Consider the following 25,104-nt stretch of genomic DNA (forward strand, 5'->3'; position numbering starts at 1 on the left):
CGGTTCTGTATCGACGTGAGTTATTGTAGAGTTTTCTGGTAATAATCTAGTGGCAGCAGTCACTGAGGTAAAGGGTAAGAACAAAGGAATAAATAACTGAATGAGAATAGTGATCCAAGTAATTACTCTCATTTTTCGTGTTACCGTATTATCTATCGATAATGCCTGACATTCGGTTATTTCAAAGATTTTACGAAGTAAGTAATTATACATTTATTGTTTATCCACTAAAAAACTAAAGTTAATGAGCTTATACAAGTAAGTGATCTAAACAGCTGTTCCTAATATCTCTACACTTTTGCCTGACCGTACTTTCTACTTGGGAACGGACTTACTGTGTTCATAACGTGGTGTACTTTGTTCAGTCGTTGCCACACCGAACTACAGATATGATTCCTGGTTATCGTGTCGTGTAATGCCTGCCATAACCGCTCAAGGTGGCTCACCCACGGCGAGTAGACTGGTAGATAAATAACAATAAATTTTGGGTTATTCTTTACCCAAGGAAGCATTTCACAACTTTTATGGATGATATAGCTATTAACGATTCGTATGATCGTTTTTGACCATTGGTCCGTTATTTGTAACTATCTGATGAATAAACTAGATTTTGCTACTGCTACTGCTACTGCTACTGTCTGCATGGCTGACTTTTCCCGTGCCGTAGTGCAACACGCCAGCTGGATAATACTTTTCGTTTTTTCCTACAGTAACAACACACTTTTGCTGGTCATGTAGTTGCTAGTCAGCACTTATTTTGATGTTGAGATGGATATCGACCTTATCATCGTAAAACTCGAGAGGTTCGGCGCTACACTCGCTTGACGCTTCGGCGATAGCGGCCATTTTCTCTTCTTTATGTGGGTCGCGAATGCATAGCATGGTAGCCGCTCTTCGTCAGATAGCTCCAGCAGAGGGAAGCTATCTGACGAACGGTTAAACCATGTAAACAGCACCCAGTTATCTCGTTGATTCTTATTGCTAACAGTTCATTACTCTTGGTGGAACGCTGATAACCAAAATCTCCCTGCGAATGCTTAATCTGCTGATGCAACAGTGAGTAAATATTCTCAAACAGCAAGCATCGTCCGATGCCTGAGCGTAATGATTTCGGGTCTTTTAGACCGTAAGGTATGGACCAATCAATCCAACGACCCAGCGATGAACGTGCTCAGTAAAGCGTTTTGACAACGTCACTTATCTTTGTCCCCACGATGAAGCATCTATGTCGCGGTGAGTCTGCGGACATGGTTTTTCTTACATGTTTTATGTATAGTTTTTTGCATCAACACCTTTAGGTGTCGGGTACCGCTGCTATGATCAGCATGTCTCAGCTCAGTTGGTGATTGGAGATATTCAGCGATTGATCAGTTCGCATAGCTCGGACTGAGTTCCATTCTGGTTATCTACTATTTGGAAACGCTATTTAGCCTTGGTGTCATTAACTTGTACCACAGCAGTTATTGGTGATCTATCATCATAACGACAACAAATCAGAGATAAAACACTTCGTTTTTGTCTGGGCTGATGGTGGTAGCATCACCTGAATTAAGAGTAGTATAATACTTCAATTATTATGTAGTTTTTAGTCAACTTAATGGTTTTGCAGGTAACTATGTAGGGACTGACCTGCCCCCAGAGTTAGATACAACACTCAGTGAGTAATGTCGGTTACTTCATTTTTAGAATCATCCTTTCTCCAGCCCGCGGCCAATTCGGACGGCGTCAGATAAACGCATAAAAAACTATTCGTTACGAATTTCTCGCACTATTGTGGGAAGGGTTGGTTGTGTAGTCGCACTTATCCAGTCATATAAGCCTCGTTTTGGTTTTTTTTCAGCAGTCGCTAATATTGTTACTAAAGTAAATTTTGTAATGACCGATGTTCATCAAGCTAATTTTAATTGCAGGGTACGTTGATGAACAAAATAATTTTATCTTTAATGTTTTTAGTAACTGGCTGTTCTACCTCTGCTTATGACAGTGGCTGGAATGATAAGACATCATTTAACGTGTTTCACGAGTGTGCCCGGTCTTCTGTCGCACCCAGTTTCTATTATGATCAGAATGTTGAACGATTAGTACCTATGGGGTTACTTACACAAGAGGAAGCGAGTAGAGCTAAAAAGCATGATGTAAGGATTGGGGACAAAGAATGTCTAGCTTATGCCTCCTATGGTTTCAATACTGTGCGATATAATTTCTCAAGGAACACCAAAGATCTATTGGTTCGTCGATCTGTTGAATACAGATGCGAAAAATCGCCAATACAATGTCCAGGCCAGAAAATCACTATAACAGATGGAAAAGTATCCGGTATCGAATCGCTGGAGCAATAACAGGTTTCAAAATCCAAATGCCCAGACATACCGTCCGGGCTTTTTTGTTTGTGGAATGGGCGGCAGAAGAGTGCTGGTAACACGACTTCTGCCATTCGCCTGTTTGAGATCTCACAAGCGAACCAAGGCCCAACGCTTGTGTGCACATAGCGGATCTGAGCCTACCAATAAAGGGTAGAACGATCTATGCATGATGCTGTTTATTTAAATAGTTGTAAGGTTGTGAATGCTGACTCTCTTTGTTATATCAAAACATTACCTGATAACTGTATTGACCTGATCGCCACAGACCCACCTTATTACCGGGTTAAATCCTGTCAATGGGATAATCAGTGGGAAAGTGAATCAGCCTATCTTGGCTGGCTGGCTGGCTGGCTGGCTGGATGAGCTGCTTGCTGAGTTTTGGCGTGTGCTTAAACCCTCGGGCTGCCTGTATATGTTTTGCAGTTCTCGCTTAGTCGCTGATGTTGAAATTCTGCTGCGCGGTCGATTCAATGTTCTTAACCATATTACCTGGGCGAAGCCATCAGGCGTTTGGCGTCGGCAAAATAAAGAGAGTTTGCGGCGTTTTTTCCCGGCTACGGAGCGGATCTTGTTCGCTGAGCACTATGCTGAACCGCTGCATCCGAAAGGCAGTACATATGCCGCCAAGTGTACCGCATTGAAGCAGCATCTCTTCAGACCCCTTATTGATTACTTTCGGGTAGCACGATTGACGCTCGGTATTTCAGCTAAAGCAATTAATGAGGCAACAGGCAGGAAAATGTGTAGCAATTGGTTTAGCGAAAGCCAGTGGCAGTTACCCAATGCCGAGCAATATGCGGTTTTGCAAAACTTGTTTGATCATGTTGCTGCGGGAAAGCATCTGCAGAGAATGTTGAACAGAACGCATCATGAGTTGGTGGCTGAATATCAAAGATTGAATAATATCTACTCAGCGCTGAGCACTGAGTATGAAGCCTTAAGACGACCATTCACTGTCACTATAGATGTGCCTTATACCGATGTATGGACTTACGCGCCAGTCGCCTATTACGTAGGTAAACATCCTTGTGAAAAACCGGCCGCGTTAATGGAACATATAATTAAATCCAGTAGCAGACCGGGTGATGTGGTCGCTGATTTCTTTTTGGGATCAGGTGCTACGCTGAAGGCGGCGATAAAGCTAGGTCGAACCGGATTGGGGGTAGAGTTTGAAGAAGAGCGATTTTTACAGACGGTGAGTGAACTGTATAATATAGATATAGAGTAGTTTTTAATTAATTATCATTTATATTTTGACCACGCTCGTTCTTAAGTTTTTTATTTTCTGGATAATACGAATGGCCTACGTTACTCTTATATTAAAGGTAAACGTTTGGTTTTCATTCGACTTTTAATTAACTGAAATATAAGTGCTTATGACTGATTTTGCATTAATTAATCCACAGATTATTTCTTGGGCAAGAGCGAGAGCTCAGGTGTCTGAGGCGTCTTTGTCCCAAGCAATGGGGGTAAAGGTGGAGAAACTCATCAGTTGGGAAGAAGGGGAGACTAAACCCACTTTCGCGCAAGCACAAAAATTAGCCAACAAGTTACATATACCTTTTGCATTTCTTTTTTTACCTCATCCACCGGATGAACCCGTCCCATTACCGGACCTTAGAACTGTTGGAAGTTTTGAACTGGGTAGGGCTAGCGTAGACTTATTGGATACGATACGGTCCGTGATTAGGAGGCAAGAGTGGTACAAGGAGTATTTGATTGAGCAGGATGCACAGCCCTTGCCATTCATTGGTTCTTTTACAGTATTATCTGACCATCAGGCTGTAGCAGAAGATATTCGTACTGTTTTAGGTCTGACAGATTTAAATCCGAAAGGATTAACGTGGGATGCTTACCAACGGAAAATAATTTCCGCCGCTGAAGATGCGGGTATTCTTGTTATGCGAAGCGGTATCGTTGGGTCTAATACGCATCGCCCCCTGAGTATTCAGGAGTTTAGAGGTTTCGCCATTAGTGACCCATATGCTCCAGTGGTTTTTATCAACTTGAGAGATGCACCTTCAGCAAGACTGTTTACCCTTATCCATGAGATTGCCCATTTATGGATTGGTAAAAGTGGAATATCTACTGCAAAAGCTAATGAAACCAGGAAGGAAGAGCGCTTTTGTAATGCAGTCGCGGGTGAGTTTTTAGCGCCAACCAGATTAATGATGACTCATTGGTCTGAGCGAAAAACTATTCAGGAAAATACGAGTGACATCGCGAAGCTACTTCATGTCAGCCGTTATGTTATTGCACGAAGAGCATTAGATTTAGGTTTCATTGAGCCTGATGCTTATAACGAATATTATCAGCAACTTATGGCCGAGTTTAATGCTTCTCCTGGTGCTGGTGGGAATTACTATGCCGTCGTCCAGAATAAAAATAGTGTTCGTTTCAGTAAAGTATTAATGGTGGAGACATTAAGTGGGCGTGTCTTGTTAAGGGATGCGGGTAGGTTGTTGGGTATTTCTCCCGATAAACTAAAACGATACGCAACGGAAATAGGTGCATGACGTATTTAATTGATGCGAATGTGTTAATTGAAGCTAAGAACAAATATTACCATATGGACTTTTGTCCAGGGTTTTGGGATTGGATTGTCCATCGAGCTGCTGATGGACGTATTGCAAGTATCAGAAGTGTTTACGATGAACTAATTATTGGGAATGATGAATTAAAGGATTGGGCAGTACATAATTCCCATATATTTCTTCCTGTGAGTGATACGCTAACCCAACGTAATTTAGCTGAGGTAGTCGCTTATATTGCAAGGCAGCAAGTTGAAGTGCCCATGTTGGTTGGGGCGATGGATGAGTTCCTTCGGGGGGCTGATTCATGGCTGATGAGAGCGTTCATAATTCTGTGTCACGTTAAAAAATCATTACAACGTAATCACTTTATCGAGGCGGCCTTCAAAATAAATCGCCAACTGGGACAATGTCAAATTCCAGCTCTGGATCGGCATTGTCCATTTTTCCTGCGCATTCATTAATCCCAGATACAGTAATTTCAACAGACTGTTTTCATTCGGGAACGCGTCTTTCGTTTTTGTTAGTTTTCTGAACTGCCGATGCACCGATTCAATGGCGTTTGTCGTGTAAATGACCTTGCGGATCGTTGCCGGATATCGGAAGTAACACGACAGATTGGCCCATTTTCTCCGCCACGACTGAAGTACCACTGGATATTGTTGGCCCCATTTTTCTTCCAGTTCGTCCAGTGCGATTTCCGCTGCCTCTTTTGATACCGCACGATAAACTGGCTTTAAATCAGCCATAAACACCTTGTGATGCTTCGATGCGACATATTTTATCGAGTTACGGATCTGGTGGATGACGCACAACTGAACTTCTGTATCGGGGTAAATGCTGTTTATCGCTTCCGGGAACCCTGTCAGACCATCCACACAGGCAATCAGAATATCGTTCACACCACGATTTTGTAGGTCGGTCAGTACCGACAGCCAGAAATTAGCGCCTTCACTTTCAGACAGATACAGGCCCAGTATCTCTTTTTTGCCTTCCAGATTCAGGGCGAGAACAGTGTAGACCGCTTTGCTCTGATAACGCCCGTCTTCGCGGATTTTATAGTGGATAGCATCCAACCAGACGAAGGGGTATACCGCTTCCAGCGGGCGTTGTTGCCACTGTTTCAGCTCAGGAATAACTTTATCGGTGACCGCGCTGATGGTGGCACTGGACACGCTGAAAGCATATAAATCCTCAATTTCCTGGCTGATATCTTTGTAGCTCATGCCAAGTGCGAACATACGGATGATCTTGCGCTCGATCTCATCGGAAAGTGTGGTCTGGTGCTTCTTCACCAACTGAGGTTCAAAAGTACCATTGCGATCGCGGGGCGTGGCCAGTTCAAAGCTGCCAGTGGGTGTTTTAACGGTCTTTTTGCCTGAGCCGTTTTTACGGTTGGCTTCAACGTCCTGAGTCAGATGCGAATCGAGTTCAGCAGCTAATGCAGCTTCGGTTAACTGTTTGATTAATGGCGTTAAGATGCCATCTTTCCCGGTTAATGCCTGACCGGACTGGAGTGCCTTAAGCGCTTTGTCGAAATCGAAGGGTTGGGACATGTGTCATTCCTTTTTGATTGCATATTACTGGAATGACACAGAATTTCTAACACTCCCCTGCTTATCGGTTTAAGCATTACCCTACTTTTTACTTTTTGCTCTTCGAGCCAATAATTCTGAACGTCCAAAACTCTCTTTTTCATTTTCTGGTGGATGAACATCAGAAAATCCTGCAGCCTCAATGAGTGGCTCCATAGCCCTGAACTCTACCGCTGCTTTTGGGCTTCGTAGTGAAGACATACCCTCATTCCACGCGTGAAGCATTTGCTTAGTGATTTCACGCCATAAAGGTTCGTTTTTAGCCGCTTCGATCATTTCACGGCCCACTTCAACCGCTGATTCGCAAAGTGTTTCCACCATTTCAGCATAATGGCGAGGAGAAATACCCAGTCGGTGATTAAAGAAACGCTCCAATGACTTACCCGCAGCCCATGTCTGCCGCCCTTCGATGGAAAGTGCGGGAGGATTATGCCTAAAACGCGGATAGGCTTGAGTGGTAACCAGATCATAAGCGGGAGTATAAGCAACGTCAGTCGCCGAGGTATAAAGTAGTGCAATATTTTTGGCATGACAGTCAGCATTACGCACAACAAAGTTGGTTAAAATCAACCAACCTAGAGCCTCCATTTGCTGGTGCATATCCGATTTAGGAATATATGCTCGAGTGGCCTTAAGGACCTTTTCCATTGTCGTGGCATACTTCTCATGGGGTGGCAACCCCAGTAAGCTACAAGCATCTTCAAGGCCGTATATGGGATGCCCATCGGTATCTACGTCGAATCGCTCAACCACTAATATGCGACCATCATCCGACATAGTACTTGCGGCAACAGGCGTTACTTTTAGGCGCTCAAGCACCTTCATCGTATAAAACTCATTGAATCCCAAAAAAGGAGTATTTTCGTCAGAGCCTTTAATTATATGCTTGCTCGTCCGAAGAGTCGGTTTGCCTAACGGGGTTGTAGCTGTGCGATCTGTAGCCAAAAACTTGGGCACGACACCAGACACGGCTGCTCGCGCATATCGCCGAACTAAAGAAGCAAAATGAGCTACAGTATTATTACCTTTAAGAAGATCTTCAATTTGCAAAGGATCTAATTCAAAACCTGACGCCACACCTTCAGGGGTCACGGTAACGCGGCCTATTCCTGTTCCGCCAATGACTGCCAATAATGAAAGATCTGTACCGTCTAATAAAGGACCGAATTCCTCTCGGATAATACCCAGTAAATAACCTTCCGGTAAGTTTTGTCGAAAGAAAGGATGAAGATCTCTCGGCCAACGCCATGCTAAGTCGCGAACAGGCATTGTTAGGCTAATAAAATTATTTTCGGATATCCCCGGTAAATATTGCAAAAGGTACTCATCCCTTTCGCGAAATAGCTTGGCAACATTTTGGCCGCTAATTTGAACATCTAACTTCATGAAGTTTCGTCCTGACGCTGTTCAGCAAGAATGTCGTCCAGAGTTCGGATATGTCCACTCTTAACGACTTTAAGGTCATAGCCAGCAGCTTCGAATAACCTGACAAGAATGCTGACACTCATATCACCTTTTGCCAGTGTTTCCATACGCGCTAAGGTAGTGCGTGAGACACCAGCTCTTTTCGCTAACTCAGCTTGTGATAATTTTGCTTCATTGCGTACTGATTTGAGCATATCAGCAACATCATAGAGAGTCGTCATTTGTAGCCCCAAGGATACAAAAATCCAGTTTATGGCAATAAATGTAGCCCTTGGGATACAAAAAATCAAGAATCCATCTTCGATAAATCTGATTATCCAGTAAACAACACTCACCCAACCCGTAGCCACAGGCTTCACTGTGAGCAATGACTTGCCTCTACTTTAAGACAAACATTTCCCCCATTAAAATAAGCCCTTATTGCGGCAACTCCGGCCAGTCAATCTCTGGCGCGGCGCTGGGGTCAATGCGCATTAGCGCAACACGGTACTGTTTGAGTGCTGCCAATTGCTGAATATCAGTCTGTTGATTATCCATTGCGATGGCGTCGAGTAGGATGTTGATGTGCTCCGAAACCTGATTTATCAGTGCGGTTTTCTGTTGGCTTGCGGCGGCAATATGGCGGGCTTTTAATGCTTGTTGATCGACTTCCCAGGCGGTCCCCGTCCATGTATCAAACTCATGCATTGGCTGAATCAGTGTTTTATTCTTGGGGATTGGCCCCAGTGCAAAAATGATGGACTTATGTTTGGTTTCAATGTCATACACCGTTTTATGGCGATGGTCAGCCACTGTCAGCCACTGTCACCCACTGGTTAGCCGTTAAATCCCTGACCAATGCCATGCTGGTTTTAGGTTGGATTACTGGTGCATCAGCCACCGAGTGAGCCGGTAAGCCGACGCCGAGCGGCAAGTACTCCATGCCCGCGCTAACATATTCCAGACTCTCCGCATCATAGTGATAAAGCGTTATCCATCCCGCCTGACTGGCGAGTTGATGGTCATCCAGGATGGCCGGTTGCACCGCAAAGTTATATTTCATTAGACAGCCCTCAAGATATAGCAAAATGAGATGTTGCGTGGTCGGGTTTCGGTGGCGGTGCGCACCACGCGGGAGGCATCAAAATCAAAGCTGCCGCAATGGGTGATGTCGGTATGGTGCGGAGTATTGTCGTTGCCGATGGCGGGACTTTTGCCAAACGCGCCGCTGAAGTTGCTTTCAGGTGCGCTGCCCATGCTCTCTGATACCCCATTGATACCGCCGGTGATATTTTGCAGCGCGTCGGTTTGTGCGCTTAACAGGGTGCGATTTGTATCAATGCCGCGCCCGTCATCAAATCCACGAATAAACTCACCGCGCAAATCGGGTAATTTATGGGTCGGATATAAGGTTGCCAGCGTGGGGTAACGGTAGGGATAAAATGCTGCGCCGTTACATTTTAAATATCCTGCCGGTGGCGTGGTGCCGGGATAGGGCAGTGGAATGCCTATTGGCGTGAGTGATTCATGAATACTGGTAATAATATCTATCCACTCATTCCACTGGGCTTGCCTGTAACTGCGATAGCTTATTTTTGCCAATGTCTTGTTGGTGGAGAAAATGATTTGGTGCGCGGTTAAGTGGTCATTTTGAATATGCTGAATGGTGGCATCACCAAAGCCCGCAGGGAGATCAGGGGTGAATCGATTGGCGCGATACATACCGGTTTTTGTCAGTGCATTTAGCCCGTCGGGCGTGGCAATACAGGTGCCACCCCAGCCAAATGCCCCGACCTCCATCACATTACCGTTGTTGTTACCGACATTCTTGGTGGCAGCAGAACCGAGTTGCAGGTTAATCCGCGCCGCTTTTTTGTTGCTGAGGTCAGACAAATTACGGCGGGTGAGGAGATATTGCGGATGAGGATTTTGGCTGCGAATATGGTTGCTGATTGAGGTCACCGTGGTGCTTATGAGTTGGTCGGCATATTGGCGTGTTGCCAATACCACCGCGGGGTCGGTTTTCAGTGTAACAGCAGCCGTGCTACTGACAATTAAAATCATCCGAATGGTTTGGGTGCGCCCGCTGCCCTCTTGCAGTTGCGGTTTATAGGTTTCGGCACAGTTGGCAATGGCAACCAAATCACCGTCTTTATCCAGCAAGCCAATCTCCCGAATCCACCACCCGCCCTCGGTTTCAGGAATAACCTGTTCCGCAATAATCTGACTGGTGTTAATCGGGTCAATGGTCAGCATATTAAGCGCTGCGCGGCGCTGTTCATTCACCAGTTGGTTTTGTGCCGGGTTGGGGGTTGGCAGGGTTCCGCCGCCATCCCCGACTGCCATGTGGGTAATCTCTAAGCGGGTGCCGAGGGCGGTGGCGTTCGCCAGCTTGGCCGCGCCGATGTTGGTCAGTAACGCAAAGAATTTCGCTGTCATGGATTCACTCTCAGATCATCAATAATATGGACGGCGGCACTGGCGTAATCCTCGCCGGTCACGGTTAGGGTTTCAGGTAAATAGGGGTAAATGGTCAGCTCATCACCGCTGTAACTGGCGGCGGCGATAGTCAGCGGGCCGCTGCTGTCGAGATTGATAGACAGGCCGACTAAATGACGGCTGCACGGCTTGGCGTCGTCTATCAACCGCTCCAACTCTTGATACATTTCCTCGGTAATACCGGTTTCCAGCACGCCGACATCCAGACGAAAGGTGCCGGGGGTTTCGTTGGTCTTCCACCACTCAATCACCTTAATCAGATAACCGAGCGGCTCGACCACGCGACGAATTGCGCCGATGGTGCCTTTGTGTTTGTGGACGTACTGCGAGGACTTCACCACCGCGCGCTTAGTCGTTTCCGGCCATTTCTCATCCCAGCGATCCACCGACCACGCCCACGCCAGATAAGGCAGCAGGGGTAACGGACAAGTGTCGGCGTTCCACAGCTGGCGAATGGGTACAGGTGTGTTTTCCAGCTCGGCACAGGCGCGCGCGGCGGCGACTTCCAGTACCGATGAACCGACAGGCAATAAGCGGTCAGTCATCCGTCCCTCCAACAGTGATGGCGCTGCCGGTGCACCAGGCGGCCTGGGTTTTATCCAGCACCACGTCGGCCAACGGGGCATTAATCACCACCCGCTGGACACCCTCAACATGCAGCGCGGCATAGAGTGCTGACAGGCGAATGTCGCGACCAAGGCGGCGTTGTGCAGTGACAAAGGCGGTCAGTTTCATTTCAGCGGCTACGCGTACCGGTTCAGCCTCCGGCCCCGGATGTAGGTAGAGCACCGCGTCAATCTCATAATCTTCAATGCGGGCGGATTGCACCGTCACCCGGTCAGCCACCGGGCGCGTGTTCTCATCATTCAGCGCGGCTTCCACCACCGCCAGCAGTTCGGCTGAGGCTTCGCCGTTACCCTCACGCGATAACACCGTGACGGTGACACAGGCGGGGGTCGGGCTGATTGCTGAGGCATCGGCCACCCGGCCGTCGGCAGTTTTGGCATGATATTCATAAGCACCGGTTGGCCCCGCCACGCTTAAGCCCTCAAAGGCTTGCGGAATACGCACCCGAAAATCAGGGTCAGATTCCATCACCGCCTCAATCGGCGGGATTGCCGTGGGGTCTGCCGGGGTGATCACCAGCCGCTCAACGTTGTTATTTGCGCCGAGCTGGTCTAAATCGCTGCCGACGGCATAAGCCACCATTACCGCGCGCGCCGCATCGTTAACGCGCTGGCGCAATATCACCTCGCGGTAAGCATTTTCTTGCAACAGCTTGACCAGCGGCTCGGACTCTAACGACAACGTGCGGGCCACGGCGGCGCGCTGTTCTTCCGGGTAAAGAGATATCAGCGTGGCTTTGCGCTCGGCCAGCAGGGTTTCATAATCCAGTTCTTCCACCACAAACGGCGGCGGTAACAGACTCAAGTCAATGGTTGCCATAGGGTCAGCTCACAGGGATAGTTAAAGAAATGGGGGCCGCGCTATCGCTGCGGGTGCCAGTGATATCAACCACCATTTTTCCATCTATGGTGGTTTCAAAAGTGATACTGGTCAGCCTGACCCTCGGCTCCCAGCGCAAAATGGCGCTGTAACTGGCGGCCATGATTTGCAGGCGCAGGGCTGGATTTTGCGGCTGGTCAATCAGCTCCGATAACAGTGAACCATAAGCGCGGCGCATCACCCGCGAACCAACAGGGGTGATAAGAATGTCGGCGATAGACTGGCTGATGTGGTCAGCGTCGGTAATGGTTTGCCCGGCGTTGAGGCTCATGCCGAGATATTGGGTTGTGGTCATTTAATCCCCTCAAAATTCGCGCGAGTATTTCAAGTCAGTTTGCTGCTCATGGGCGCGGATAACATCTCAGGAAGGATGTGTGGGGGATGGGACTACAAAACGATAAGGTCATCTAAGTAGATTACTTTTGTTTTGCGTGATAGAGTTATTTCTATGGTTCTCATGGATGAGTATTATGTTTTCAGCAAATATTATAAAAGTGGCACTAAAAGAGTTATCTAAACTTCCTGCGGGTCTCAAAGCAGAAATGGTTGAGGCCATAGAGGAATTAGAACAAGTAGGCACAGATTTGAAAGAGCCGAAAGTCAGGGATGTAGGTAACGGATTAAAGGAATTAAGAGTCAGTGCTCAGGAGGGAATAGCGAGAGGCTTTTTCTTTTTCGCAGTCGGAAAGCAATTTTACGTTGTTCATGTTTTGCATAAGAAAAGTCAAAAAACACCCAAACTATCCCTTGAATTAGCTAATCAACGAATGAAAGATATTAAACGGAGACTGAAAGATGTCTGATAATGACCTCGATATCATCCCATTTTCTGAAGCTAAGGCACTGCTTTTAGAAGATAAGGCAACTCTGGAAGCCTATAACGAAATTCAGATCCGCAAGGCACTGATGACACAGCTAAAAGATGCGCGTAAAGCATTACATCTTACTCAGCAAGATGTCGCCCAAAAAATTGGAACACAGAAACAAAATATTAGCCGCATGGAAAATGGTAAGAGCGTACCTAATTTGGCGACCTTAAGCCGTTATGCGGCAGCTTTGGGCGGTACCTTTATTTTCCACATACCAAATCGGTAAAGCTCATAGTTGGTTCTTTCTCGTCTTTATGCTGTGACGTGGGGAGCCAACTAATTAAGCCTGAATTATTATTTTATTCCCACCGTATTATCCCCACCACGCTTAACACCGCCGTGGTTATGCTTATCAACCACCACACTATTGGATGTGAACGAACCGCCTGAGTGCTCAATATCACCGCTCATCTTGCCGCCTTGGGTCACATTCAGTGTGGCGGTGGTCAGGTTGTGGGTGCACTCCACTTCGGGCGTGTCTAAAAGGATTTTCACCGAAGCGACACAGGTGATATTGGGGGCGGTAACATTCACCGATTCACTGGCAGTGATAACCGCTGTTTTGACGCCATCAGCCCGCAACTCGCCGCTATCCGGTTCATAGTGCAGTGTGGCACCGTCAGGAAAGGTGATATACAGACCATTCGCCGAGGCCGACGGTGGCGGGAAGTCATCAGAAAAAATGCCTGGCAGCACAAAGGCGGTATCCAGTTCGCCACCGAGGGACAGTATCAACACCTGCTCACCCTCGGACGGTGCCCACCATGATCGCGATTGACCGGCGCGCAACGTCAGCCAGTTTAACCAGCCGGTGGTATTGTCCCCCGTCGCCACGCGGCACAGGGCTTGGTCGAGATCGACCTCGGCCACCGTACCAATACGGATCAGGTTGCGCAGCAGGCGCAGAATTTCAGTGATTTGGGTTTGAGTGTTCATAAGAACTATTGTGGCAGGATGGTTTTATGGCTCAAATCAATGCGGGCGTGACATCAATGGCACAACAGAGATATCATCGTGATAATTATAAATTTATCTTCACAAGGCTTATATGCTTCGTAGAAAATCACATATCCCCCTACTAATCGGTTTTATTTTAATTGTTATGATTGCCCTACCATTAATAGTCATGTTGTTTTATGGATATTATATAACTGGAGGGGAATATTTGATTTCAAAAAGATCATCCGACTGGGCAGATTTTGGGACGCTATTATCAGGCGTGTTTACTTTAAGTGGAGCACTGGCAACCTTATCCACATTAATATTTTTGATTTTAGAAAGTAAACATAATAATGCAGAACGCACCGAACAGGTCGAAAGAGAAAAGGAAATAGCAAGTATTAACAAAGATAAAATCATCTTTGAAAAATATAAACTACATCGCGAAATGTTTGATGACATACTTAACAAAATAGAGTCTAAATTTAATAACAAACTTTCAATCACCAGTAGAACATCACTTTACAGAAATATTTTTGCTGATAATACTTTTAACCATTGTGTAACAAAAGTAGATTTAAATAAAGATGCGAAAGCAAATGATTTAATCGACATGTGTGCATTGGCTAAAAGAATAGCATCTGGGTTTAAAAATGATGGCTACTACAACAACCCTCGGCAGTTCGTTTATGACGTCATGAATATATCAAATATGATTGAGTTGAGATATAATCGAAATGCTACACATGGTGATATTGTTTTTGATAATGCAATAGTCCTCAATGTTTATGAACCAGTCAGCATAATAACAACATTTACTCATATATTAAATGAACTTATTTTTTTCTCTCAGAATGATAAAGTGATAGATATTGCTTATTTAGTAAGTGAGTCTAACCTATCCATTGCAATGTACTCTGCTGGGATTGGATTTAATAAAATAAAAGCAAGAGACAAGACGTCCCCCCTTTCATTCATTAATGGAGATAAAAATATCACAAAAGCAGTTGAGTTAGCTTCTGGAATAGAAAGTCTTCCATCAGAAATAAAACCGTATTTTAATAGTTCAATCAGATTTATTCAGTATTTCTTTTCCCTTAAACAAGATGTAACTAATTTATCCAGTGATTCTTGTTATCTTGATTTCTTACAAAAATACACTTTAAATCTGGAAGAAGACCTGAAGTATGCACAAGAAAAAAATCTTCCAGCCGACGTAATTAACTCAATCATTACGCGCAAGACTATTGTGGAAATGGAAATGGTTAATTTATAGATGAAATGATTGTTTCTTCTATGATTGTAATATCTTGCTGACTAAACCCCAGCAATGGCCTTTCATCATACTGCACATCTTTGCTATGCACATTCGGGCGGTCACGCAGGCCAAAATGATGCACTGCCGCCATCCGTTGTACGCGCCCGGCAAATTCGACCACCGCCTCATCGGGGCTACTGTTAGCTTTCATATAGCGCGCAGTGCGCAGCTTGGCGAACATTTCCCGCTTAATGCGGCCTTTGGGTTTACGCAGAGGTTGAGATTTACGTGCGGCATACTGGGAGCCGTCGGGTGCTTGCTGGCGTTTAATGCGTTGTTGTTGACTGGAGCGCAGGCGTTTGGCGATAGTGACCGCCAGTGTCTTGCGCGCTTTTGGGGTTAGGCTGGCAACCAGCCCGGCCAGGGCATCGTCAAAGGGTTTTAGCTCATTCATTGGATCGCTTCGCCGTTGAAATAAATGGCTGTTGGCCGCGTTGGCGTACCCGGCCACGCCGGTTCCAGCGCATGGTCAACATGCAATGCACCGTCTACCTCTTTCACAATCACCCGCTCGGTCAGTTGCAGGTCGATACGGATATCACTCAGCACATCGCTGATCACATCAACCTTATGAATAAAGCCAGTGCGGCGCTTTTCTTCTGTCGCCATGATGTCCGGTTGATGCTCCCGCAGCCATGCCAAAATCGGCACAAAGAGATAATCCACATCACTGGGGAAATCCTCAATAAACAGCGTCAGCGTATATTGATTTTCAAAAGAGAGCGACGGGGCTAACGTCGAGATAATGCGCCCGCCATCAACAAACATTTTCAGCCGCTCCGGGTTAGTCTGAAATAGCGACAGACTGTTGGTTAAGGCTTGGCGCAGCAGTTTGGGTTTTAACATGGTGTTGTTCCTGACACTGTTTGATGGCTTCCACTTGCAGCCCGCAGGCCACCAGTGCGGTTTCTAACTGGCGGATATCGGCACTTAAATCCCCGTTAATCGCTGGATTGCTGGCGGGCAGCGGGCAACTGTTCACTGTCGGACAGCCAACGTAAATAATCGTTGGGATTGGCGAAGGAGGGGCGCTGGTGCAGCCAGATAACGTCAGCAGGCAAAGCAGTAACAGACCAATTGCGCAACGCTTTATTTTCATTCAGTAACCTTTGAATTTTCTGTTCACGGGATTGCGATAAGTGGTTGGCATCGCTCAGTGATTGCCTTAATATTCGTTCGCTTTTTGCCTGCCGTTGAGCCTGTTCTTGCAACTGGATGAGGGAGCTATCACGGCTCTCAATCTCTGCGGATAGCGCGCCAATTATTTTGCTGGCGTTTGCGATAGCGAGGTTCTGGCGGTGAGCGTGCCACCCTAACGCCATCACCACTCCTGCCATGAATATCAACACGATACGCATCTCAGGCTCCACTCAGACAGTACTTTTGCTCAGCAATGCGGCGGCGCTCCAGCCCTTGGTTTTTACGCCGTTGACGTAAACCCAGCGCGGCAACTGATTGCAGGCGTTGCGCCAGTCGCTCTTATTGACATAAAAGGCCAGTGTCGAGCGGCAAGCTGCGCCGGTGCCAACGTTAAAAGTAAATGACACTACTGCGTCATAGACCGGTTGCGGCATGGCAACTGGCATACAGACGGCGATTGCCCGTTCGACCCGCAACACGCCAGCGATCAGGTTGAGCGCCACCTGTTGCTCACTGATAACGCTGTTGGGCTTGACCCCGGCAGTGTGACCGATGCCATTAGTCCACACATTGGCGCTGCACTGGTAGGCGTTGAGTTGGCAGCCTTCATAATCGGCAATCAGTTTTAGCCCGGCGGCGGAGGTTTTCAGCGTTGGATAGTGGGGCAGTACGGCGACCAGCGCCAGAATGACACTCACTAAACAGCGCTTAACAATGGCGTTCATGGGGCGCGTTTTCCTTGTCGTGCCGCTTTTTCAGCAACAAATAGTATTTGCGGCGGTAATACCAGTTCACGCCACAGGTGACAGTCGCGGCGATAGTCGCCACATAGAACGCCATTTCTTCAGCGGTGAGGGCGGCAATAAAAATCAACATCACCGTCAGGCCGTGGGCGAGGCGGGTGGTTATCTCTTCCATTTTTAATCCCATAATTGAAGGGTTTCTCGTTGGGCGGCTGGCGCGATATCGGGTAAATCCACCGGATAGCCGAGGGGCAGAATAACCCCCAACGCAGCCAGCCCCGGATTTGTGTCATAGACCTGCTCAACCACCTGTTGCGTACGGTGGTAATAGCGCCAGCACAGGACATCGAGTGTGTCGCCTTGCATTGTATAAACTCGCATTAGATCAGATCGACAATGTTGTGCGGCTGACCGGTAATATTGCGGATGCTGTGGCGGGCATCGCGCCACCATTCACCCACGCTATTTTCAATGGCTTCCGCGCGCGTATCACCACGAGTACTGGCGTCATAACCGCGATAACGTTCGGCCAGTAGGGCGGCGGTGACGGCGCAGACAGCCCGCTGGTACTCGGCCAATTGCATATTTTCGCCATCGATCTGCTCGGCTTGCACCTCGCCAAGCGCCTTGCACCCGATCGCCATCTGTTGGCGACGGTAGTCGAATAACTCGGCATTGACCTCAGCCATCGCGCCTTTAATGGTAAAACGTAACCTTTCGGCGGTGACGGTTCCCTCAAGGCGCAGCAGTTCACGCAGCTTTATCGGGTCAACCGCAGGCCAGAAAAAGGTATTTTCAATCACCGGTTCGGCTGTTTTGTGTGGCCGTGGCGCGGGGATAACAACAGTGGTCATGGCAACCTCAATAGCAGAATGAGAGGGCGGTGGACGAGGGCGTTGATTCGGTAAAAGCGGTCGCGGCCATCGTGCCGCCCGGCTCGGGGGAGCGTTCGGGTTAGCGGCTGGCCGCGTTTTTTAACTTCACTGCCAGCCGTTCAATGTCCTTTTTGACGCCACAGCCGGTGTTTAACTGAAGTGCGCGATTGAGGTGATTTAACGCCAGTTCGCCCTGACCGCTGTCTCGCAGTGCGTAGCCGGTCATTTTATGTAGTTTGGCGCGCACCTGATCAGGCATATCCTCATCCTCCATTAGTTCAAGGGTTTGTAATAAAGGTGCGATATCGACCGGTTGACCGGCGGTATAGCTGCGATTGGCAGATTCGGCCACTTCCTCGGCAATCAGGTAGGCGGTGGAGCGGGTGAAACGGTCGGGCGGCACCAATTGATAGCGCAGGGCATAACGGGCGATATCCAGTGCGCCGGGAATATCCCCGGCATCCAGCCGCCAAATCATGATGGTCATCAGAATGGCGTCCTGCGCACCTTTCCCCTCACTTAACACGCCAGACACCCACGGCAGGTAATCCGGCAAGAGTTGGCGTTTCAGCTCGGCCTTACGTTGTTGCGAGCTGGACATTATCTTGAAAGTCAATAATCAAACGATAAAGATTTTCATTCATACCACAAGCTCACTTCATATTATTGAGAAAGGGATACAATACGTCCCTAGGAGCCGAGGTAGTCAAGGCTGCACGATAGGCCGCAGAGCTCTCAGTAAGGTCCAAAAAAATATCACAATGTAGGTGTAAAAGAGGTGCTCTTTTCTGCGGCAGCAGCACCAACAGATATCATGAGTGGTAATGCTCCGTTATTTAAGGCGGGCAATCAGCCTTTGGATAATAAAATATCAGAGTACTGACGTGGTGAAAAGAAACTACAGATTGATACTCCGGTTAGTTCTTAAATGCTGAAAGTGATGCGGGATTGTGGCGGTAATTCGTTGTTACGCGTGGGAATCGGATATTAACCTTTGAGCAAGGCAATGTTGTCATGGTCATAAGTCGCAGAAATGATAATTAATATGCTGATTTTGTTGTTTATAAGGCTTCACAAGATATTTAAGAGCGACTAATGTTGCAGATCACATAACTCATATCCGTTAGTTTCTTGTATCAACCAAAATGGCAATATGTGTCGGGCTGAATAACCAGCATACTTGATGAGAAACAATAAGATGACATTATATTACGTGAATACTAATAAGCAAAACAACGGTGATAACGAAGTTCATTCGAGTACTTGTGGCTGTATGCCCATAGAAAAAAATCGGAAGCTTTTAGGCGATTACGATTCTTGCCAGGAAGCCGTCAAAGTGGCAATTAATATGGGGTATAACGCCAATGGTTGTTACTACTGCTCCAAGCTCTGTCATACATCGTAAGGAAATAATGGGTTAATCTTAAGGTCATTTCGGTGGCCTTTTTGATCTCCAGAGCTGAAGTAGTATCTGATGGTTATTTTCTAACATTTTCGATTTTCGAAAAATGGACGACTGCTTGTCGTTGCCACTAGCGTAGATAGCGCCACTTCAGGGTAATAGACTGCGTGGTTGAGTGTGCTGATTGAATTACGGGGTTCCAAACCCGGTAGCAGATTTTGGCTATAGCATTCAAAGAATGGGCTGCAAATTTATTGAAAAAATCGGTATTACCCATCACTAATATTTTGATACGGAAAGAGTATGTATAGTGGATGACATAATCTTATGCTGTTATGACAATGTTTAAACTGTGGAGCGTAATGTCATTGATTGGATATACTTGAGAATTAATTACGTTGGAGGTTGTATGTATAAGTCCCTTTTATTGCCGTTAGCATTCGCTTTTTTATGTGTGCTTTCTTTACCTGCCTCTGCTGTACAGGAAAAGGTTAACTCTACTCATTGCGCCGTACTTGACGGGAAGTTAGGTGAAAATGGTCACGATGGGGTACCTGATACGAACTGTAAAAATGGGGGTAATGGCGGACAGGGCAGCCCAAATATTAATAATGGCGCAGGCGGTAATGGGGGTGATGGTGCTACCGGTAGTAATGGTAGTAATGGTAGTAATGGTGGTAATGGTGGTAATGGTAGTAATGGTAGTAATGGTAGTAATGGTAGTAATGGTAGTAATGGTAGTAATGGTAGTAATGGTGGTAATGGATGAGCGCTGTATCTTCAAAAAGATAAATGAATTAACAGTGCGGAGGCTGAAAAACGTCGGATAACAGTGAAGCCAAGGTGCTGTCTTTAGACGATAAAGCCACTCTTGTAGCTTTAGATTTAGGGTAGTAAGGCAGTGGTGACAGTGTTAAAGGATACGTATAAGTTTACGAAACAATTCGGGCAGTATGACCAGAAATGAAAACAGCCCGATGATTCGAGCTATTAGGTAGATATCACTTTCAAGCAACCGGGGGCTTGGGTTACAACGAAGAAAAGTGAAGCACTGTAATGGTATTAATGAGGTAACAAAGTGCCTATCGGGAGTCGGACGATTCAGTTAACAGCAATATCAAGGCAGCGGAGATGTACGCCACATAGCCACTGATGCGGAGTCAATCAGTGGTGTTTTTCATCTTCAGGGTATCGGTAAACTTCTCCGCAAAGTAATATCACATCAGGTCTTCTTTGATGTATACGGGCAGCAACATCCATGCATTCATGACGCGTCGGATAAATGTCTTCTGATACAGGCAGGGCCTCACAAGCATCCATACCGCAAGCGCTAACCAGTAAAACAAATCCTATGAGCATATATTCTCCTTATTTATAGGATTTATATGAGTATAGCGTGTTTCTAGGGGCGGCTGTCGCCTTGTCTTAGAAAGAAACACATATATTGGCTCTCTTTGATGAATTAGCCAAATTCAGTCACTACCACGCCAATCATTATAATGGCACTGGCGATAAGGCGGATCATTGATGGTTTTTCTTTGAGCATCCATATAGAAATCACCATTGCAAAGAAGAGCGCACTGGTTTCACGCAAAGCGGCTACCAGTGCGATAGGGGTACTTTTCATTGCCCAAATTATGATGCCATAGGCGAGTAATTGCATTGCCCCGCCGATGATGCCGTGACGCCAATGCTGGCAGATCTCGTGAAATATCACCTTCGATGCATTAGCCTGAGTAATCCAAACATTGCTATACCATTGAGCATGAACAGCCAGAGAATATAACAAATAGGTTCTATGCTGGCCCGACTATACGCCCCATAAGGCATAGCAGGCAGTAAAGGTCGCCGTAATTAAAGCATAGATAATCGCGCGACGGTTAAGCCTGCTCACCTCTTGTCGTCCATCAAATGTCATAATAATGACGTCAGAAATCAAGATAACTGCGCCCAATAGGGCCAACCCTTGAGGGATTTCTGATAATACGAACCACGATAGCAGCGCGCTTAATAGCGGAGCGATGCCACGCGCAATAGGATAAATCTGACCAAATTCTGCCTGCTCATAGGCTTTACTTAGAAACCGGCAATAGCCGGTATGAAAAAATACCGACAGTCACAGCCAGGGTAATGCGGCAAGAGAGGGTAGACCAGTAAAGATGATACCGGTTAGCGAAATTGCATCAGAAAAATAGCCATAAGTGCGATGGTGACAAAACGATCATTACCAATTTTAACAAGAGCATTCCAACAAGCATGTAATAGTGCCATCCCCAGCACCGTAATAAATATTTCGGTACTCATTTAGTCTCTTTATTGTTAGGCGGTATAGTTTACCTTAACTGGATTTATTTTCATCTTGATAGTCTGTCGTATAACTCATGGATTAAGTCGAGCTAACACATCGATACTTCATTAAGTAGAGATGATGTTATTCTAGAGTTATATATTTATATAATATAGATTGTCATGATGATATTTATCAGGATGTTGACTTTAATATGATGTGGGATAAGTTGTTTTGGGGGTGTGGCTAGAAGTTTATTTATTACCCGCGGGCTAGTGTGTTGATTTATATTAAGATACTTGCTGAATTCATTTTGATATTAGACGCAATATTAGTTTAATTCATGCTTAGTTAGCTGATTAATTAAGGCGCATTAAAAGTATTTCTGAATATTAAGACGGTCTTTCTTCTTCGGTATCAACTTTTTTGCTAAACATGGACTAAATAGTGAGTAATCTCACGGTTACGATTTTATAAAAAAGTGCTAAATTAGTACCATTGATGTAACGCATTTGGTTTTAGGATAAGTGATGAAACAGTTTCCATTTGATAAACGTTATGAAGTTGAAGATGCCAGTGGGTCCATTGAATACTATATCGACGGCGATGAGTATATCCGCAGTCAGGACGGCGAACCAGGCTATCGTATTAAAGGTTATGAAGTGTATGAGTGTGGTGTTGCAGACAAATTAGCAGGATTTCTTGAAGGAAAACATATAACTACACCGGATGCTGATATTCTGTTAACGATTCTGGATGAGGACTCTACGGCAGGTTGTTAACGGCTATTCATTTATTTGATATCGTCTTTTGAAGGCTGTGCTGTATTACTTGAGGTTAAGAACGGATGAGCAAGGGACTTTTCAGTTAGTGCTAAACTGATTAACGTAAAACCTGAGTGATAATTAACTGGAGCCGCAATGTGCGATCATGCCATTACGTTGTATACAGATGCGAATTTTTTTAGTCCTTATGTGATGTCTGTTTTTGTGTCATTGACGGAAAAAGCTCTCCCATTTTCATTAAAACCCATTGATCTCTCTTGCGGTGAAAACAGACAGCCAGCTTATGTTCGGTTGTCAGCAACTCGTCGTGTGCCAACGCTGGTCATTGACGACTTTCAGCTGTCAGAGTCTTCCGCGATCAGTGAATATTTGGAAGAGCGGTTTGCTTTCCCTGAGTATTCGCGAATTTATCCGCAGGATAGACAAGAGCGTGCCAGAGCGCGTGAAATCCAGGCCTGGTTACGTAGTGACTTAGTCCCTATTCGCAGTGAGCGCCCAACTGAAGTTGTCTTTGCCGGTGAGCAGTTACCACCGTTATCAGATGCGGGTCAACAGGCCGCTGATAAGCTTATTTCCGGGGCCGCACGTTTACTGTCGGATGGTAGAAAGTATCTGTTTAGCGAATGGTGTATTGCAGATACCGATTTAGCGTTGATGCTTCATCGGTTAGTTTCGAATGGTGACACGTTACCAGAGTATCTTAGCAAGTACGCAAGCTACCAATGGCAGCGACCTTCGGTGCGGCAGTGGTGCGCACTATCGCAAAGGTGAAACAACGGAAGGGCTTGGTATCCCTCGATTAGACAGTGGATAGTTTGCTGACGTCATAAATATGAAGGTTATTGGAGGTATCCGATACGGTAGATGATCTATAGAGGCAATAGCGTGAGTGAAGTGATTGAGTTTGAAACCAAGCGGTTACGCCTGCGGCAGTGGCTGCCTTCAGATAAAGCACCGTTTGCGGAGTTGAATGCAGATAAGCGTGTTATGGCATTTTTTCCAGCGCCGTTAAGTCGTAAAGACAGCGATACGATGGCTGACCGCTGTCAGACTTTGATTGCCCAGCGCGGTTGGGGGTTGTGGGCTGTTGAAGTTAAAGCCAGCGGACAATTTGCCGGTGCGTTGGGGTTACATATCCCCACTGTGAATTTACCTTTTTCACCTTGTGTCGAAATAGGCTGGCGCTTTGCTTACCCATTTTGGGGGCAGGGCTTGGCGACGGAGGCTGCACTGGGGGCATTACAGGTAGGTTTTGAACGATTAAAACTGGCTGAAATTGTCTCATTTACCGCATTAATTAATCAGCGCTCACAGGCGTTGATGGCTCGTATTGGTATGACGCGCGCGTCGGATACTTTCCTTCATCCTGCTGTTAGCTCCGATAGCCCGTTAAGTCAGCACTGTTGGTACTATATTTCGCAACAGCAGTGGCATAACAGAGCATCGTGCTTGTAGGAAAATCGCATAAATTAGGTTATTTTTAGTCGGTTATATTCGGTGATTCCTGTTAGGAAACATAATGATAACGAGTTGGAAATTAATACATTCCACGGTATTGCTGATTGGATTTCTCTTATTGGTCGGGTGCAGTCAGTTACCCAGGAATCCCGTGCCGATAGCGCTAATGCCTGTTGCCGAGATCCCCAAGATGCCTAATATTCGGGCGGGCGCGGGGCATGTTAGCCCAATATTTGAAGCTGACTTACTTAAATCCTATCAAGATGAATCCAAAGAGATGTTCCGAGTCTCTGATGGGGTATGGGTTTACCCGCATTTGGCCTTATCTGGTGGCGGCCCTAATGGTGCTTTTGGCGCTGGTTTTTTGAATGGTTGGACTAAAACAGGCAAACGGCCGATTTTCAAAGTAGTGAGTGGGGTATCTACTGGCGCGCTAATTGCCCCCTTTGCTTTCCTTGGCGCTGATTATGACCAGGCGCTGCACGACTTTTATACCACAACGACAACCCGTGATATTTTTCACTTAGATAATCTTTTGTTCCGGCTATTTTTTCGCGAGTCATTGGCTGATACCAGCCCACTTTCTCAGCTGATCGATAGCCATATTACCCCACAATTGATGAATCAAATTGCGAAAGCGCATCAGAATGGGCGGCGTCTCTATATAGGTACGGTTGACCTTGATTCGCAGCGGTTCATCGTGTGGAATATGGGGCTTATCGCCATCAAAGGAACACCTGAGGCATTGACGTTATTCCGTCAGGTTATGCTGGCTTCTTCCTCCGTGCCAGTCGCCTTCTCTCCGGTATTGTTTGATGTAGTAGCGAACGGCAAACATTATGATGAAATGCATGTTGATGGCGGTGTTGCCGCACGGGTGTTCTACAATGGCGGAGTGTACAGTTCGAAAGTGGTGCGTGCGAGGGCTGGGCTGGCAAACAGCAAAGAAGATATTTATATCATTCACAATGGGCAGCTTGGCCCACAGCCAGAACCGACACCTCGTTTAGTTCGCAATATTGCTTTACGGACTCTGGATTCAACGAGTAAAGCTGCCCTGGTAGGGGATTTGTATCGTATTTATGCATTTTCTTTAGCGGAGCAAACGGGCTTTCATTGGATAACCATACCGGCAGATGTCGATATTGACGGCGCTGAAATTTTTGACCCAGTCAAAATGGAGCGGTTGTATCAGGCAGGTTACGCTCTGGCTTTGCAGGGACCTAAATGGTCATTAAGGCCGCCGGGGGCGATTGAGCTAAGGGAGTTATTACTGGAGACGGAAACCCTACACAGCCATTGAGGTTATCAGCATTGCAGAGATTGTTGTTACTGTAGCGAGCGGGTATTGGCTGCTTACATAAGCTCAAGTAAGGGCAGTGAGCCATCA

29 protein-coding genes and 5 pseudogenes are annotated in these 25,104 nt (G+C 46.4%); 12 read left to right on the plus strand and 22 right to left on the minus strand.

The features are described 5' to 3' along the window. Positions 1-290: 290 nt before the first annotated feature. Positions 291-1,327: pseudogene (locus AT01_RS20345) on the minus strand (IS630 family transposase). A 592-nt stretch (positions 1,328-1,919) separates the two neighbouring features. Between AT01_RS20345 and AT01_RS00830 the strand changes: the two are divergent. From AT01_RS00830 to AT01_RS22535, 4 genes and pseudogenes are all read left to right on the plus strand, one after another. After that, positions 1,920-2,339: a hypothetical protein gene (locus AT01_RS00830; protein ID WP_042545703.1), complete on the plus strand. Its 420-nt coding sequence runs from the start codon at positions 1,920-1,922 to the stop codon at positions 2,337-2,339. A 186-nt stretch (positions 2,340-2,525) separates the two neighbouring features. After that, positions 2,526-3,591: pseudogene (locus AT01_RS00835) on the plus strand (DNA-methyltransferase). Positions 3,592-3,739: 148 nt separating this feature from the next. After that, entirely contained in the window at positions 3,740-4,879 is a 1,140-nt protein-coding gene (locus AT01_RS00840) for an XRE family transcriptional regulator (protein WP_042545704.1), read from the plus strand. 53 nt (positions 4,880-4,932) lie between these two features. Further along, positions 4,933-5,358 carry a DUF4411 family protein gene (locus AT01_RS22535; protein ID WP_407703562.1) on the plus strand — a complete coding sequence of 142 codons (426 nt, stop codon included), beginning with the start codon at positions 4,933-4,935 and terminating at the stop codon, positions 5,356-5,358. Here the strand turns inward: AT01_RS22535 and AT01_RS00845 are convergent. The 9 genes from AT01_RS00845 to AT01_RS00885 all read right to left on the minus strand — a co-directional run bounded on the left by AT01_RS00845 (position 5,248) and on the right by AT01_RS00885 (position 12,193). Next, entirely contained in the window at positions 5,248-6,450 is a 1,203-nt protein-coding gene (locus AT01_RS00845; protein ID WP_042545705.1) for an IS256 family transposase, read from the minus strand. The genes AT01_RS22535 and AT01_RS00845 overlap by 111 nt on opposite strands. Positions 6,451-6,531: 81 nt before the next feature. Then, on the minus strand, positions 6,532-7,875 hold the full coding sequence (locus tag AT01_RS00850; RefSeq protein WP_042545706.1) for a type II toxin-antitoxin system HipA family toxin: 1,344 nt from the start codon (positions 7,873-7,875) through the stop codon (positions 6,532-6,534). Beyond that, a complete protein-coding gene (locus AT01_RS00855; RefSeq protein ID WP_004705583.1) occupies positions 7,872-8,135 on the minus strand; it encodes a helix-turn-helix transcriptional regulator in 264 nt (87 codons plus the stop codon). The genes AT01_RS00850 and AT01_RS00855 overlap by 4 nt, the downstream gene beginning before the upstream one ends. Before the next feature lie 196 nt (positions 8,136-8,331). Then, the gene (locus AT01_RS22085) at positions 8,332-8,706 is read right to left on the minus strand and encodes a tail fiber assembly protein (RefSeq protein ID WP_235427203.1); all 375 of its coding nucleotides are present in this window, start codon (positions 8,704-8,706) and stop codon (positions 8,332-8,334) included. Further along, positions 8,699-8,956 (minus strand): phage tail protein, encoded by a 258-nt coding sequence (locus tag AT01_RS22090; protein ID WP_071841466.1) that lies wholly within the window; start codon positions 8,954-8,956, stop codon positions 8,699-8,701. Before AT01_RS22090 ends, AT01_RS22085 begins: the two co-directional genes overlap by 8 nt. Beyond that, the gene (locus tag AT01_RS00870) at positions 8,956-10,332 is read right to left on the minus strand and encodes a phage tail-collar fiber domain-containing protein (RefSeq protein ID WP_042545707.1); all 1,377 of its coding nucleotides are present in this window, start codon (positions 10,330-10,332) and stop codon (positions 8,956-8,958) included. Before AT01_RS00870 ends, AT01_RS22090 begins: the two co-directional genes overlap by 1 nt. Continuing rightward, positions 10,329-10,937 carry a phage tail protein I gene (locus AT01_RS00875; RefSeq protein ID WP_042545708.1) on the minus strand — a complete coding sequence of 203 codons (609 nt, stop codon included), beginning with the start codon at positions 10,935-10,937 and terminating at the stop codon, positions 10,329-10,331. The genes AT01_RS00870 and AT01_RS00875 overlap by 4 nt, the downstream gene beginning before the upstream one ends. Beyond that, positions 10,930-11,838 (minus strand): baseplate assembly protein, encoded by a 909-nt coding sequence (locus AT01_RS00880; RefSeq protein ID WP_042545709.1) that lies wholly within the window; start codon positions 11,836-11,838, stop codon positions 10,930-10,932. The genes AT01_RS00875 and AT01_RS00880 overlap by 8 nt, the downstream gene beginning before the upstream one ends. Positions 11,839-11,842: 4 nt before the next feature. Continuing rightward, entirely contained in the window at positions 11,843-12,193 is a 351-nt protein-coding gene (locus tag AT01_RS00885) for a GPW/gp25 family protein (RefSeq protein WP_042545710.1), read from the minus strand. Positions 12,194-12,368: 175 nt separating this feature from the next. Here AT01_RS00885 and AT01_RS00890 point away from each other — a divergent pair, with 175 nt between their 5' ends. Together AT01_RS00890 and AT01_RS00895 are read left to right on the plus strand one after the other, a co-directional pair. Further along, complete coding sequence (locus tag AT01_RS00890) at positions 12,369-12,701, plus strand: type II toxin-antitoxin system RelE/ParE family toxin (RefSeq protein ID WP_042545711.1); 333 nt, start codon at positions 12,369-12,371, stop codon at positions 12,699-12,701. Further along, entirely contained in the window at positions 12,694-12,993 is a 300-nt protein-coding gene (locus AT01_RS00895) for a helix-turn-helix domain-containing protein (protein WP_005190565.1), read from the plus strand. The genes AT01_RS00890 and AT01_RS00895 overlap by 8 nt, the downstream gene beginning before the upstream one ends. A 68-nt stretch (positions 12,994-13,061) precedes the next feature. Here the strand turns inward: AT01_RS00895 and AT01_RS00900 are convergent, their stop codons facing one another. Continuing rightward, positions 13,062-13,703 carry a phage baseplate assembly protein V gene (locus AT01_RS00900; RefSeq protein WP_042545712.1) on the minus strand — a complete coding sequence of 214 codons (642 nt, stop codon included), beginning with the start codon at positions 13,701-13,703 and terminating at the stop codon, positions 13,062-13,064. Positions 13,704-13,815: 112 nt separating this feature from the next. On the opposite strand from AT01_RS00900, the gene AT01_RS00905 reads away from it, so the two are divergent. Continuing rightward, positions 13,816-14,982, plus strand: coding sequence for a hypothetical protein (locus tag AT01_RS00905; protein ID WP_042545713.1), 1,167 nt, complete (start codon positions 13,816-13,818; stop codon positions 14,980-14,982). Here the strand turns inward: AT01_RS00905 and AT01_RS00910 are convergent. The 9 genes and pseudogenes from AT01_RS00910 to gpM form a co-directional block, all read right to left on the minus strand. Beyond that, positions 14,972-15,418: a phage virion morphogenesis protein gene (locus AT01_RS00910; RefSeq protein ID WP_042545714.1), complete on the minus strand. Its 447-nt coding sequence runs from the start codon at positions 15,416-15,418 to the stop codon at positions 14,972-14,974. The two genes, AT01_RS00905 and AT01_RS00910, sit on opposite strands and share 11 nt — an antisense overlap. Continuing rightward, the gene (locus AT01_RS00915) at positions 15,415-15,870 is read right to left on the minus strand and encodes a phage tail protein (RefSeq protein ID WP_042545715.1); all 456 of its coding nucleotides are present in this window, start codon (positions 15,868-15,870) and stop codon (positions 15,415-15,417) included. Before AT01_RS00915 ends, AT01_RS00910 begins: the two co-directional genes overlap by 4 nt. After that, positions 15,809-16,081, minus strand: coding sequence for an Rz1-like lysis system protein LysC (lysC, locus tag AT01_RS20355; RefSeq protein ID WP_235427333.1), 273 nt, complete (start codon positions 16,079-16,081; stop codon positions 15,809-15,811). Before lysC ends, AT01_RS00915 begins: the two co-directional genes overlap by 62 nt. Further along, positions 15,966-16,382, minus strand: coding sequence for an Rz-like lysis system protein LysB (lysB, locus tag AT01_RS00920; RefSeq protein ID WP_042545716.1), 417 nt, complete (start codon positions 16,380-16,382; stop codon positions 15,966-15,968). The genes lysC and lysB overlap by 116 nt, the downstream gene beginning before the upstream one ends. A gap of 1 nt (position 16,383) precedes the next feature. After that, positions 16,384-16,889: pseudogene (locus AT01_RS00925) on the minus strand (lysozyme). Next, on the minus strand, positions 16,873-17,082 hold the full coding sequence (locus AT01_RS00930) for a phage holin family protein (RefSeq protein ID WP_042545717.1): 210 nt from the start codon (positions 17,080-17,082) through the stop codon (positions 16,873-16,875). The pseudogene AT01_RS00925 and the gene AT01_RS00930 overlap by 17 nt, the downstream one beginning before the upstream one ends. A gap of 2 nt (positions 17,083-17,084) precedes the next feature. Continuing rightward, complete coding sequence (locus tag AT01_RS00935) at positions 17,085-17,288, minus strand: tail protein X (RefSeq protein ID WP_042545718.1); 204 nt, start codon at positions 17,286-17,288, stop codon at positions 17,085-17,087. Next, entirely contained in the window at positions 17,288-17,761 is a 474-nt protein-coding gene (locus tag AT01_RS00940) for a head completion/stabilization protein (RefSeq protein WP_042545719.1), read from the minus strand. Before AT01_RS00940 ends, AT01_RS00935 begins: the two co-directional genes overlap by 1 nt. A 100-nt stretch (positions 17,762-17,861) precedes the next feature. Beyond that, positions 17,862-18,374: pseudogene (gene gpM, locus AT01_RS00945) on the minus strand (phage terminase small subunit); the annotation flags it as partial. A 1,219-nt stretch (positions 18,375-19,593) separates the two neighbouring features. On the opposite strand from gpM, the gene AT01_RS00950 reads away from it, so the two are divergent. Further along, a complete protein-coding gene (locus tag AT01_RS00950) occupies positions 19,594-19,953 on the plus strand; it encodes a hypothetical protein (RefSeq protein WP_042545720.1) in 360 nt (119 codons plus the stop codon). Positions 19,954-20,348: 395 nt separating this feature from the next. Here the strand turns inward: AT01_RS00950 and AT01_RS00955 are convergent, their stop codons facing one another. Further along, entirely contained in the window at positions 20,349-20,543 is a 195-nt protein-coding gene (locus tag AT01_RS00955) for a hypothetical protein (RefSeq protein ID WP_042545721.1), read from the minus strand. Between the two features lie 103 nt (positions 20,544-20,646). After that, positions 20,647-21,488: pseudogene (locus tag AT01_RS22450) on the minus strand (EamA family transporter). A gap of 513 nt (positions 21,489-22,001) precedes the next feature. Between AT01_RS22450 and AT01_RS00965 the strand changes: the two are divergent. The 4 genes from AT01_RS00965 (at position 22,002) to AT01_RS00980 (ending at position 25,017) form a co-directional block, all read left to right on the plus strand. After that, on the plus strand, positions 22,002-22,253 hold the full coding sequence (locus AT01_RS00965) for a hypothetical protein (RefSeq protein WP_042545722.1): 252 nt from the start codon (positions 22,002-22,004) through the stop codon (positions 22,251-22,253). Between the two features lie 138 nt (positions 22,254-22,391). Further along, on the plus strand, positions 22,392-23,027 hold the full coding sequence (yfcF, locus tag AT01_RS00970; RefSeq protein ID WP_042545723.1) for a glutathione transferase: 636 nt from the start codon (positions 22,392-22,394) through the stop codon (positions 23,025-23,027). A 93-nt stretch (positions 23,028-23,120) separates the two neighbouring features. Beyond that, positions 23,121-23,711: a GNAT family N-acetyltransferase gene (locus AT01_RS00975; protein ID WP_200889095.1), complete on the plus strand. Its 591-nt coding sequence runs from the start codon at positions 23,121-23,123 to the stop codon at positions 23,709-23,711. A 64-nt stretch (positions 23,712-23,775) separates the two neighbouring features. Further along, complete coding sequence (locus AT01_RS00980; protein ID WP_042545724.1) at positions 23,776-25,017, plus strand: patatin-like phospholipase family protein; 1,242 nt, start codon at positions 23,776-23,778, stop codon at positions 25,015-25,017. The last annotated feature ends 87 nt before the right edge of the window (positions 25,018-25,104 follow it).

Origin of the sequence: Yersinia aldovae 670-83 (genome assembly GCF_000834395.1) — a bacterium.
In the GTDB taxonomy this organism is placed as follows: domain Bacteria; phylum Pseudomonadota; class Gammaproteobacteria; order Enterobacterales; family Enterobacteriaceae; genus Yersinia; species Yersinia aldovae.

What these genes read in the sequence shown, in the direction of transcription:
- AT01_RS00950 (WP_042545720.1), top strand. Translation starts at nt 19,594, where the DNA reads ATGTATAAGTCCCTTTTATTGCCGTTAGCATTCGCTTTTTTATGTGTG.
- AT01_RS00930 (WP_042545717.1), bottom strand. Translation starts at nt 17,082, where the DNA reads ATGGAAGAGATAACCACCCGCCTCGCCCACGGCCTGACGGTGATGTTG.
- AT01_RS00975 (WP_200889095.1), top strand. Translation starts at nt 23,121, where the DNA reads ATGATCTATAGAGGCAATAGCGTGAGTGAAGTGATTGAGTTTGAAACC.
- AT01_RS00830 (WP_042545703.1), top strand. Translation starts at nt 1,920, where the DNA reads ATGAACAAAATAATTTTATCTTTAATGTTTTTAGTAACTGGCTGTTCT.
- AT01_RS22535 (WP_407703562.1), top strand. Translation starts at nt 4,933, where the DNA reads ATGGACTTTTGTCCAGGGTTTTGGGATTGGATTGTCCATCGAGCTGCT.
- AT01_RS00915 (WP_042545715.1), bottom strand. Translation starts at nt 15,870, where the DNA reads ATGTTAAAACCCAAACTGCTGCGCCAAGCCTTAACCAACAGTCTGTCG.
- AT01_RS00955 (WP_042545721.1), bottom strand. Translation starts at nt 20,543, where the DNA reads ATGCTCATAGGATTTGTTTTACTGGTTAGCGCTTGCGGTATGGATGCT.
- AT01_RS00935 (WP_042545718.1), bottom strand. Translation starts at nt 17,288, where the DNA reads ATGCGAGTTTATACAATGCAAGGCGACACACTCGATGTCCTGTGCTGG.
- AT01_RS00905 (WP_042545713.1), top strand. Translation starts at nt 13,816, where the DNA reads ATGCTTCGTAGAAAATCACATATCCCCCTACTAATCGGTTTTATTTTA.
- AT01_RS00910 (WP_042545714.1), bottom strand. Translation starts at nt 15,418, where the DNA reads ATGAATGAGCTAAAACCCTTTGACGATGCCCTGGCCGGGCTGGTTGCC.
- AT01_RS00850 (WP_042545706.1), bottom strand. Translation starts at nt 7,875, where the DNA reads ATGAAGTTAGATGTTCAAATTAGCGGCCAAAATGTTGCCAAGCTATTT.
- AT01_RS00845 (WP_042545705.1), bottom strand. Translation starts at nt 6,450, where the DNA reads ATGTCCCAACCCTTCGATTTCGACAAAGCGCTTAAGGCACTCCAGTCC.
- AT01_RS00840 (WP_042545704.1), top strand. Translation starts at nt 3,740, where the DNA reads ATGACTGATTTTGCATTAATTAATCCACAGATTATTTCTTGGGCAAGA.
- AT01_RS00895 (WP_005190565.1), top strand. Translation starts at nt 12,694, where the DNA reads ATGTCTGATAATGACCTCGATATCATCCCATTTTCTGAAGCTAAGGCA.
- AT01_RS00875 (WP_042545708.1), bottom strand. Translation starts at nt 10,937, where the DNA reads ATGACTGACCGCTTATTGCCTGTCGGTTCATCGGTACTGGAAGTCGCC.
- AT01_RS00885 (WP_042545710.1), bottom strand. Translation starts at nt 12,193, where the DNA reads ATGACCACAACCCAATATCTCGGCATGAGCCTCAACGCCGGGCAAACC.
- AT01_RS00870 (WP_042545707.1), bottom strand. Translation starts at nt 10,332, where the DNA reads ATGACAGCGAAATTCTTTGCGTTACTGACCAACATCGGCGCGGCCAAG.
- lysB (WP_042545716.1), bottom strand. Translation starts at nt 16,382, where the DNA reads ATGCGTATCGTGTTGATATTCATGGCAGGAGTGGTGATGGCGTTAGGG.
- AT01_RS00890 (WP_042545711.1), top strand. Translation starts at nt 12,369, where the DNA reads ATGTTTTCAGCAAATATTATAAAAGTGGCACTAAAAGAGTTATCTAAA.
- AT01_RS00900 (WP_042545712.1), bottom strand. Translation starts at nt 13,703, where the DNA reads ATGAACACTCAAACCCAAATCACTGAAATTCTGCGCCTGCTGCGCAAC.
- AT01_RS00980 (WP_042545724.1), top strand. Translation starts at nt 23,776, where the DNA reads ATGATAACGAGTTGGAAATTAATACATTCCACGGTATTGCTGATTGGA.
- AT01_RS22090 (WP_071841466.1), bottom strand. Translation starts at nt 8,956, where the DNA reads ATGAAATATAACTTTGCGGTGCAACCGGCCATCCTGGATGACCATCAA.
- AT01_RS00965 (WP_042545722.1), top strand. Translation starts at nt 22,002, where the DNA reads ATGAAACAGTTTCCATTTGATAAACGTTATGAAGTTGAAGATGCCAGT.
- AT01_RS00880 (WP_042545709.1), bottom strand. Translation starts at nt 11,838, where the DNA reads ATGGCAACCATTGACTTGAGTCTGTTACCGCCGCCGTTTGTGGTGGAA.
- AT01_RS00855 (WP_004705583.1), bottom strand. Translation starts at nt 8,135, where the DNA reads ATGACGACTCTCTATGATGTTGCTGATATGCTCAAATCAGTACGCAAT.
- AT01_RS00940 (WP_042545719.1), bottom strand. Translation starts at nt 17,761, where the DNA reads ATGACCACTGTTGTTATCCCCGCGCCACGGCCACACAAAACAGCCGAA.
- yfcF (WP_042545723.1), top strand. Translation starts at nt 22,392, where the DNA reads ATGTGCGATCATGCCATTACGTTGTATACAGATGCGAATTTTTTTAGT.